This is a genomic window from Vibrio sp. V30_P3S12P165 (genome assembly GCF_009904905.1).
Classification (GTDB): Bacteria; Pseudomonadota; Gammaproteobacteria; order Enterobacterales; family Vibrionaceae; genus Vibrio; species Vibrio fujianensis.
Genome location: NZ_WXWH01000066.1, coordinates 1 through 9,161, shown reverse-complemented (window position 1 = coordinate 9,161; position 9,161 = coordinate 1). Strand labels below are relative to the sequence as shown.

At 41.7% G+C, this 9,161-nt stretch carries 9 protein-coding genes; 8 read left to right on the top strand and 1 reads right to left on the bottom strand.

The window, feature by feature from the left end; genetic code table 11:
* The 6 genes from citC to citG form a co-directional block, all read left to right on the top strand.
* Positions 1-754, top strand: a 754-nt coding sequence (citC, locus tag CAG57_RS12880) for a [citrate (pro-3S)-lyase] ligase (RefSeq protein WP_161439536.1), incomplete at its 5' end; no start/stop codon positions are given.
* Between the two features lie 44 nt (positions 755-798).
* Complete coding sequence (gene citD, locus CAG57_RS12875) at positions 799-1,095, top strand: citrate lyase acyl carrier protein (protein WP_161430831.1); 297 nt, start codon at positions 799-801, stop codon at positions 1,093-1,095.
* On the top strand, positions 1,092-1,967 hold the full coding sequence (gene citE, locus CAG57_RS12870; RefSeq protein ID WP_161428398.1) for a citrate (pro-3S)-lyase subunit beta: 876 nt from the start codon (positions 1,092-1,094) through the stop codon (positions 1,965-1,967). Before citD ends, citE begins: the two co-directional genes overlap by 4 nt.
* 54 nt (positions 1,968-2,021) lie before the next feature.
* Positions 2,022-3,494 (top strand): citrate lyase subunit alpha, encoded by a 1,473-nt coding sequence (citF, locus tag CAG57_RS12865; protein WP_161428399.1) that lies wholly within the window; start codon positions 2,022-2,024, stop codon positions 3,492-3,494.
* Positions 3,491-4,027 (top strand): citrate lyase holo-[acyl-carrier protein] synthase, encoded by a 537-nt coding sequence (gene citX / locus CAG57_RS12860; RefSeq protein ID WP_099611286.1) that lies wholly within the window; start codon positions 3,491-3,493, stop codon positions 4,025-4,027. The genes citF and citX overlap by 4 nt, the downstream gene beginning before the upstream one ends.
* Entirely contained in the window at positions 4,008-4,961 is a 954-nt protein-coding gene (gene citG, locus CAG57_RS12855; RefSeq protein ID WP_099611285.1) for a triphosphoribosyl-dephospho-CoA synthase CitG, read from the top strand. The genes citX and citG overlap by 20 nt, the downstream gene beginning before the upstream one ends.
* Before the next feature lie 94 nt (positions 4,962-5,055).
* Here the strand turns inward: citG and CAG57_RS12850 are convergent, their stop codons facing one another.
* A complete protein-coding gene (locus CAG57_RS12850; RefSeq protein WP_337247048.1) occupies positions 5,056-5,772 on the bottom strand; it encodes a GntR family transcriptional regulator in 717 nt (238 codons plus the stop codon).
* Between the two features lie 185 nt (positions 5,773-5,957).
* On the opposite strand from CAG57_RS12850, the gene CAG57_RS12845 reads away from it, so the two are divergent.
* Positions 5,958-7,283, top strand: coding sequence for a 6-phospho-alpha-glucosidase (locus tag CAG57_RS12845; RefSeq protein WP_161433673.1), 1,326 nt, complete (start codon positions 5,958-5,960; stop codon positions 7,281-7,283).
* Positions 7,284-7,452: 169 nt separating this feature from the next.
* Positions 7,453-9,015 carry an alpha-glucoside-specific PTS transporter subunit IIBC gene (locus tag CAG57_RS12840; protein ID WP_161433675.1) on the top strand — a complete coding sequence of 521 codons (1,563 nt, stop codon included), beginning with the start codon at positions 7,453-7,455 and terminating at the stop codon, positions 9,013-9,015.
* Positions 9,016-9,161 lie beyond the last annotated feature (146 nt).

Sequence of the window (9,161 nt, the reverse complement as noted above, 5' to 3'; positions counted from 1 at the left end):
AAATATAAAATTATTTCGAAACTCTGGTTTTTACCCTATTGCGTATGCTGATGATAAATTAGTTTTGATGGAAAATAGTCAAACCAATTTAAGTAATTTTATTAATGAATTAAAAAAAGATAAAAAAACAGGAAAGAAAATAGGAAGCATTGTGATGAATGCTAACCCTTTTACCTTAGGACATCAATATTTGGTTGAGGTGGCCGCAGCTCAATGTGATTGGTTGCATGTTTTTATCGTGAGTGAAGAAGGCTGCGGTTTTTCTTATACTGATCGTTTTAATATGATAGTGATGGGAACGGAAAATATTACCAATATTACTTTACATAAAAGTTCTAACTATATCATTTCAAAAGCAACATTCCCCACCTATTTTATTAAAGATAAGTGCTTAATTGATTATTGCCATACGGCAATTGACCTCAATTTATTTCGTCATCATATTGCACCAGCACTAGGAATTACTCATCGATTTGTAGGTAGTGAACCAGAGTGTATGGTTACTAATTATTATAATCAGCAAATGAAATATCGATTGACAGTAGAAGAACTAACTAGCCCTGTGGTCAATGTGGTAGAGGTCGCGCGTAAGTGTACCTCTGGCCAGCCCATTTCGGCTTCTACGGTTCGAGGACTATTAAAAAAGGGGGAGTGGGAATTGTTGAGTTATTTTTTACCTATTACTTCCATAGATTATCTACATCAGCATCCAACTTGGTTTGCTTGGCGTAATGAAGAAATTGCAGCGGCTTAAATTAGCCAGCTTTTATTTTAACCAATGTGTTAAAGGTCATTTTAATGAAAATCATAAAACCCGCTTTTGCAGGGACACTTGAGTCAAGTGATCTGCAAGTTCGTATATCACCTAACCCTGATGGTGATATCCATATTTATCTTGATAGTACTGTACAAAAACAGTTTGGCAGAGCGATAGAAAAGTTGATTCAAGAAGTTCTTCGTTCAATGGGTGTTTCGTCAGCAATTTTAGAAGTCGAAGATAAAGGCGCGCTAGATTGTGTTATTAAAGCTCGTGTACAAGCCGCGGTGATGCGTGCAGCAGAGAACAACCAAATTCAATGGAGCAAATTATCATGAGTAAATTGCGTCGTAGCATGTTATTTGTACCTGGGGCAAATGCAGCCATGTTGAGTAATAGTTTTATTTATCAGCCCGATACCATTATGTTTGATTTAGAGGACTCGGTGGCATTACGGGAGAAAGATACCGCTCGTATGCTGGTTTTTCATGCCTTACAGCATCCACTTTATCAAGACATAGAGACGGTTGTTCGCGTAAATCCCCTTGAATCTGAGTTTGGTTTAAAAGATCTTCATGCTGTTGTTCGTGCGGGTGTTGATGTTGTCCGCTTACCCAAAACAGACAACGCAGAGGATGTTTTGGAAATGGAACGCTGTATAGAAGATATCGAACGTGTCTGCGGACGAGCAGTAGGGAGTACCAGAATGATGGCTGCAATAGAGAGTGCAAAAGGCGTCAATAATGCCATTGGTATCGCACAAGCCTCGCCTCGTTTAATTGGTATTGCGCTGGGTGCTGAAGATTATGTACGAGATCTAAAAACACAGCGAACGCCCGAAGGTGTTGAATTATTATTTGCTCGTTGCTCAATATTACAAGCGGCTCGTGCTGCTGGGATCATGGCTTTTGACACGGTTTATTCTGATGCCAATAATGAATCAGGATTTATCAATGAAGCTGAACATATTAAAACACTAGGCTTTGATGGTAAGTCGCTCATTAATCCAAGACAAATCGAGTTACTTCATAATGTTTTTGCTCCAACCCAAAAAGAAGTTAATTATGCAACTCAAGTGATAGAAGCTGCAGAAGAAGCGCAAGCCCAAGGGCTTGGTGTTGTTTCTCTCAATGGAAAAATGGTCGATGGGCCAATCATTGAACGAGCTCGTTGGACATTACAAAAAGCACAATCTGGGATTAAAGAGTAGGGCTAGATCATGAAAAAAATGGAACCATACACCTCATTATCATTGCCTGAAACAATGACGTTGTTTTCAGGAGCAAATACCTTAACACCACACCTTAATGAAGCAAACATAAACCTATCTAGAAAATTACAACCTGATTTATCTCAAGCTATTATCAAAGCTGGACTTAAAGATGGTATGACAATTTCTTTCCATCATGCCTTTCGTGGCGGGGATAAAGTCGTTAATTTAGTCTTAGAAACCATTGCGAATATGGGGTTTAAAAATTTAACGTTAGCTTCTAGTTCCTTAACCAGTGTTCATTCACCATTGGTTAATCACATTAAAAATGGGGTGATTAGTCGGATCTATACATCGGGTATACGGGGAGAACTTGGAGAAGCCATTTCACAAGGGATTCTTAAACAACCGGTGCATATCCATTCTCATGGTGGACGTGTTCATCTTATCAAAACGGGCGAATTGAAGATCGATATCGCATTTATCGGGGTTCCATGCTGCGATGAATTTGGTAATGCAAATGGGATGCATGGCCAATCACGTTGTGGTTCACTTGGATACGCAAAAATTGATGCGCAACATGCGAATCAAGTTGTGGTATTGACCGAATCTCTAGTTGATTATCCCAATCATCCGGCTTCAATTAGTCAAGACACAGTGGATCTGATCGTTCAAGTTGAGGAAGTGGGTGATGCCAGTAAGATTGGTGGCGGAGAAACTCGTTTAACCACTAATCCTCGTGAGTTGTTAATTGCGAAACGAGCTGCAGATGTGATCATTCACTCCGGTTATTTTAAACAAGATTTTACGGTACAGACGGGGTCTGGTGGCGCTTCTTTGGCGGTAACCCGTTTTTTAGAAAAGAGTATGGAAAAGACGGGGATTACCGCGGAGTTTGGGTTAGGTGGCATCACCTCGACTATGGTATCAATGTACGAAAAAGGCTTAATTCGTAATCTGCTCGATGTTCAATGTTTTGATTCAGGAGCCGTCGATTCACTTGCTCGTAACGTAAATCACGTAGAAATCTCAGCCAATGAATATGCTAATCCTTCTTCGAAAGGAGCTGTTGTGGATCGACTCGATCTTGTCGTTCTTAGTGCACTTGAGATTGATGTTAACTTCAATGTAAATGTGATTACTGGTTCTGATGGTGTCATACGAGGCGCATCTGGTGGTCATTGCGATGCAGCCGCTGGTGCTAATCTAGCGGTGGTCGTTGCCCCATTGGTACGAGGGCGGATTCCAACAGTCGTTGAGCAAGTCCTAAATGTCGTTACGCCCGGGCAGTCAATTGATGTATTAGTAACAGATCACGGTATTGCAGTTAACCCACTGCGGCCTGAAATTAAAGCGAGGTTATTAAAGTCAGGTCTTCCTGTTTTCGATATCGAAGCGTTAATGGTTAGAGCTCAATTGCTAACCGGCACAGCTGAGCCGATTGAATATGAAGAACAAGTCGTTGGTTATATACGCTATCGAGATGGCTCAGTCATTGATGTGATCAAAAAGGTAAAAATGGTATGAGTCTTGATTATGGGCAAACTGTGAGCCTCGACCAAGTGTTGGCGAACAAAGAAGCTCGGGTGCAACGACAAGCAGAGTGGCTGAAACGCTACTCTCTTCCTTTAGTCTCGTTTTCCGTCAATATGCCGGGTCCACTAAAAATGACGGATTGTACGAAGTTGATATTTGATCAAGGAGTACAAGCCATTCAGGAAGCTTGTATTAAAAAAGGGTGGCGGATTGAAGGGCGTCAGTTGTTATTCCAATTGACGGGCCCTGAAGCCATTTTTTCGGTGAGAGTATCAGAAGCCATCGCCCTAAAGCGTGTCATGATAGCGATAGAAAACCAGCACCGCTTAGGACGAGTTATGGATATAGATATAATTGATGTAAATGGAAAAGTTATCTCAAGAAAAGGACAGGGCATGGCAAGGCGTACATGCTATATCTGTGATAACGATGCGGTAGTTTGTGCCCGCTCTCGTCGTCATGATGTACAAACCTTAGTATCTTATATCGAGGCGATGGTGTGCCATGACCAATGTTGCTCTTAAATTATTGCTCGATCAGGATGTCGGCAATTTAACACAGGTTAATCCGCGAGTGAGAGGAAAAGCTCATCTATTTTCATTAATTGCAGAGCTTGCTTATCATTCTATGCTGGTCGAAGTTCACCTTTCACCTAAACCTGGATTAGTGGATTTGATAAATAATGGTTCACACTCAGACATGGATGTCGCTTTGTTTGAAGCCAGCGCGGATGCAATACGACCTTTTTTAAATGATTTTCTTTATGCAGGCTTTGAGCATTCTCAATGTTCAGTTGAGAGTCTGATCGATGTGTTGCGTCCCATTGGCTTGAAAGCTGAAAATGCAATGTTTAACGCCACGAGTGGAGTTAATACTCATAAAGGGATGATATTTTCTCTTGGGCTGGTATGTGGCGCAGTGGGATGGTTGGTTGGTAAAGGTATCACAATTGATGCGAATTATATTAGTCAAGTTATAAAACAGAGTTGTTCTTTATTGATTGTGCGAGAATTGGATGATTCAACTAAGGTGCATACTCACGGACAAAGGTTATATCGAGAATTTGGCTTAACTGGTGCCCGAGGAGAAGCGGCGCGGGGATATCAAACGGTACTGACTTATAGTTTACCAGCATATCAAACCGCCCTCTCTGAGGGGGCTTCAGCCGAAGAAGCTCTCTGGCAGAGCCTTGTTACTCTTATGGCCTATAATCAAGACACTAATGTGGTATCTCGTGGCGGTATGCATGGTTTACGTTATGTTCAGAATATGTCAAAAAAACTATTAATGCATGGCGGTTGGCTTGACCCTCAGTTTGAAGGAAAATTAATTGACTTTGACAGAGAGTTAATCAAGAGAAACTTAAGTCCGGGTGGGAGTGCAGATCTATTAGCCATAACATGGTTATTGGCAGAAATAGAGCCATTGAGTCAATACTCGGCGATAGATATTGACTAATGTCCTACTGCTATTATGAATATTAATAGTAGTAGGGTTTTCCTACTCGCATAAAACTTACCGTGTGCTAGTACACCCAATATATTCCACATCGTTAGTGCTGATGACGATGTGCAACAAACTCAAAGCTGTGTTGATGGAGTCTAAAATAGTTGATGGTAAATTCAAACGGTCGACCATCAACTAATTCACCCACCGATTCGACGCGAAGGATAGGGGCTCCCACCTCGCTATTAAGTAAACAAGCCAAATTTTCGGTCAGTGTATCTGGCCAAACCACTTGTCGGCTTAAGGCTATCGTCAGTCCTTTTTGATTCTCAATATAATCGTATTTTGAGGTTTGCATCACTTCTAAACTTAAGTCGGTAAACATCTCGACCGGTAAATAAGTGCACTCTAAAATTTCCGGTTCCTTATCTATCAAACGTAAGCGTTGTACGGCATAGATAAGTTGCCCTTCTTCTAGTTGTAATTTTTGGGCAATTGAAGCATTGCAGGGTTGAATTTCAAATGTGATCACTTGCGAAGACGGTTCTCTGCCTTGTGCTGACACTTCTTCAATAAATCCGCTTAACTCAAAGGCATTATGTTGAGTTTTTGCTGCTTTGACGTAAGTACCACTCCCTCTGACACGGACAAGTAAATCTTGTTCAACCAAGATCTCCATGGCTTTACGAATCGTCACCCGGCTCACCGAAAATGTATTTTGTAGTATTGCTTCTGTGGGGAGCAGTGTTCCCGGTTTATATTCACCATTTTTGATACCTGCGAGCAATTGATCGGCAATCTGTAAATATCTTGGTTTGTCCACGCAAGTCCTCCTTCCATTAATGCTAGCCATGATAGCAAAACTGTGATCGTTAATACATTTAAAATACATTTTCGACAGATTAATGCTGTGCAGATCAAAAAACAGCCTTATATGTATTACTAATGTATTGTTTATTTGATACTTTAACAATACAAAATGGCAGGTTACAGAATGAGGATAACAGCATGAAAAAACAAAAACTCACCATCGTTGGAGCGGGTAGTACCTATACATTAGGTATGATCAATAGCTTGATTGCAGAGAAAGAGAACTTTCCACTCAGTAAAATTACTTTCTATGATATTGATGAACAGCGCCAGGCTTCGAATGCTTTAGCGACCGAAATTGTTCTGCGTGAAGCCTATCCAGAAGTTGAAGAGTTTGTCTATACCACGGATAAAGCAGAGGCGTTTAGCGATAGTGATTTCTTTTTTATTCAGATCCGTACCGGTGGTCTAGCGATGCGGGAGCGTGATGAGCAAATTCCGCTTTCATTCGGTTGTGTCGGTCAAGAAACCTGTGGGGCAGGTGGTATGGCTTATGGACTGCGTTCTATTGGTGACATGATCACCTTAGTTAATGAGATCCGCCATTATGCTCCGGATGCATGGATTTTAAATTATACCAATCCGGCAGCCATTGTTGCAGAAGCCTTAAATCGAGAGTTTCCTGACGACAAACGAATTCTTAATATCTGTGATATGCCAGCGGCGATCATGGTCAGCTATGCTCAGCTACTTAATTGCGAAATTTGGGATTTGGTTCCAGAGTATTTTGGCCTCAACCATTATGGATGGTTTACTAAAATTCGTAATCGCCAAGGTGAAGATCTGACCGATAAGATTAAACACATTATCCTTGAGCAAGGGATCAGTGCCGTGGATGCCGAAATTGCCGATGATCCTTCATGGCAAGCAACATTTAAAAATATGCAGATCATGTTACGTGATAATCCGCAATTTTTGCCTAATACCTACCTGCAGTATTATCTCTATCCAGAAAAAATGGTTGCCAAAGAAGACATTAATAACACTCGTGCCCGTCAAGTGATCAATGGTCGAGAAAAGCGAGTGTTTGAACTTAACCGACGCATTATTGAAGCGGGCACAGCACAGTATGAGCAGTTGCATGCCGATATTCACGGCCGTTATATGGTCAGAGTCGCCGCTTCATTAGCCTATAATCTTGGAGAAACCTACCTTGTGATTGTGCCGAACCAAGGTGCAATTGCAAACATTCAGTCAGATGCCATGGTTGAAGTACCAGCAGCATTGACCAATGACGGCCCAAAACCTTTTGCGGTTGGTCATATTCCAACCTTCCAAAAAGCCATGATCGAAACTCAATTGGGTTATGAGAAATTAGTGGTTGATGCTTGGTTTAGTGGTTGTCGTCAAACCTTAGTTAACGCTTTAACGTTAAATCGCACCGTGGTAAATGTGCCGACGGCACAGGCCATCGTGGATAAATTATTAGTAGAAAATGCCTCCTACTTACCTCAATTTAAATAAATTTTACCCAAACAACTTGGAGTTGCAGGTGAACCTCATGAGCATAGACAGGCTATGTGATTGGGGTGAATGAACTTAGCCAACACCCCTGCGGCTTCAAGTAGGAAGGGTATATCAGGCCCAGTTACCCAGGCCTATTTTATAAGATAAACCAAAGGATGAGGTCATTATGAAAGATATGATCCAACGTTTTGGCGCTGCGATGTTTGTTCCAGTGCTATTGTTTCCGGCAGCTGGGATGCTGCTTGGATTCTCAGTTATGCTACTCAATCAAGATTTATTTCCTTGGGCTGTTGAAGGGAGTACTTGGGTAAAAGTATCCACTATCTTACTGCAGGCATCATTGGCGGTATTTAAGAATATGTCTTTGGTGTTTGCGGTGGGATTACCGATCGCCTTAGCAAAATCAGCCTCTGGCCGTGCGGTACTGGCTACTTTAGTTTCTTACATTACCTTTAATTATGTAGTGGGTGGGATACTACAATTTTGGGGGCCAGAATTAGGGGTCAATTATGCTGCGGGTGAGCGAGGTTTAACGGATATTGGTGGAATTTTAACCCTGGATACTAACTTGATTGGTGCAATTGTGATTGCAGGGATCTCGGTATGGGTCCATAACCGCTACTTTGACAAAAAATTACCAAACTGGGCAGCGGTGTTTGGCGGCACCCCATTAGTCGTGATCATTAGCTTTCCCATTATGGTGTTGCTGGCGATCGTCACCTGTTTAGTGTGGCCAAGCATTCAACATGGCATCAATAACTTACAAACATTTTTAGTCTCTGCTGGTTCATTTGGGGTGTGGGCATTCACCTTCCTTGAGCGAATTATGATCCCAACAGGATTACATCATTTTGTTTATGGTCCGGTGTTTTATGGCCCTGTGGCTGTGGATGGTGGTACGGTTGCCTATTGGATTCAACATATTCCAGAGTTTGCGGCTAACCCAGCGCCACTGACCGAGCAGTTTCCTCAAGGGGGTTTGATGCTAACCGGGATGGGTAAAGTCTTTGGTTGTACGGGTATTGCACTCGCTTTATATTCTACAGCGAAGCCAAACAACAAAAAAATGGTGTTGGGTTTAGTTCTGGGCGCGTCTTTGACGGCCATACTCACCGGGATCACTGAGCCGATTGAGTTTACTTTCTTATTTATTGCTCCGCTATTGTTTGCTTTACACGCTGCGTTATCGGCCACCATGGCAACGATTGCTTATTGGTTTGGTGTGTCAGGTAACTTCCAGACAGGTTTGATTGATTTTGTGTTCCAAAATTGGCTACCTCTGGGCAGCAATCATGCTGGAACTTATGTCATTCAAGTTTTCATTGGCTTAAGTTTTACCGCTATCTATTTTGTTGTTTTTCGTACCTTAATTTTAAAATACGATATTCCTACCCCTGGACGTGGTGATGCGCAAGCTAAGCTATACACTAAATCTGACTTTAAGAAAGGTGCGGCGGTTGGTGAGGAAGCGAGCACTAGCGAAGACAGCCAAGCGCTGGCCTTTATTGAGGGGTTAGGAGGTAAAGAAAATATTGCGTTACTGACTAACTGTGCCACTCGCTTAAGAGTAAAGGTACATCATCCAGAAAACGTTGCTGAAACAGAATTCTTTCAACACCATGGCGCAGTAAATGTGGTGAGAAATGGCGATAGTTTCCAAATTATTGTTGGTTTAACCGTTCCTCAAGTTAGGGAAGAAATGAGCCAGCATATACGATTACCTGCCTAATAGCCTATTTGCTCCTGTGCTTATAGTTGCTAGGTAACCCCCAGCCCCTATCATTTGTAAGGTAGGGGCTTTTTATTACCGATAATAACAAGGTTAAGTTGATATTTTTTGTAGTAAAAACACATTTAACATTTTTAAAACTTTCA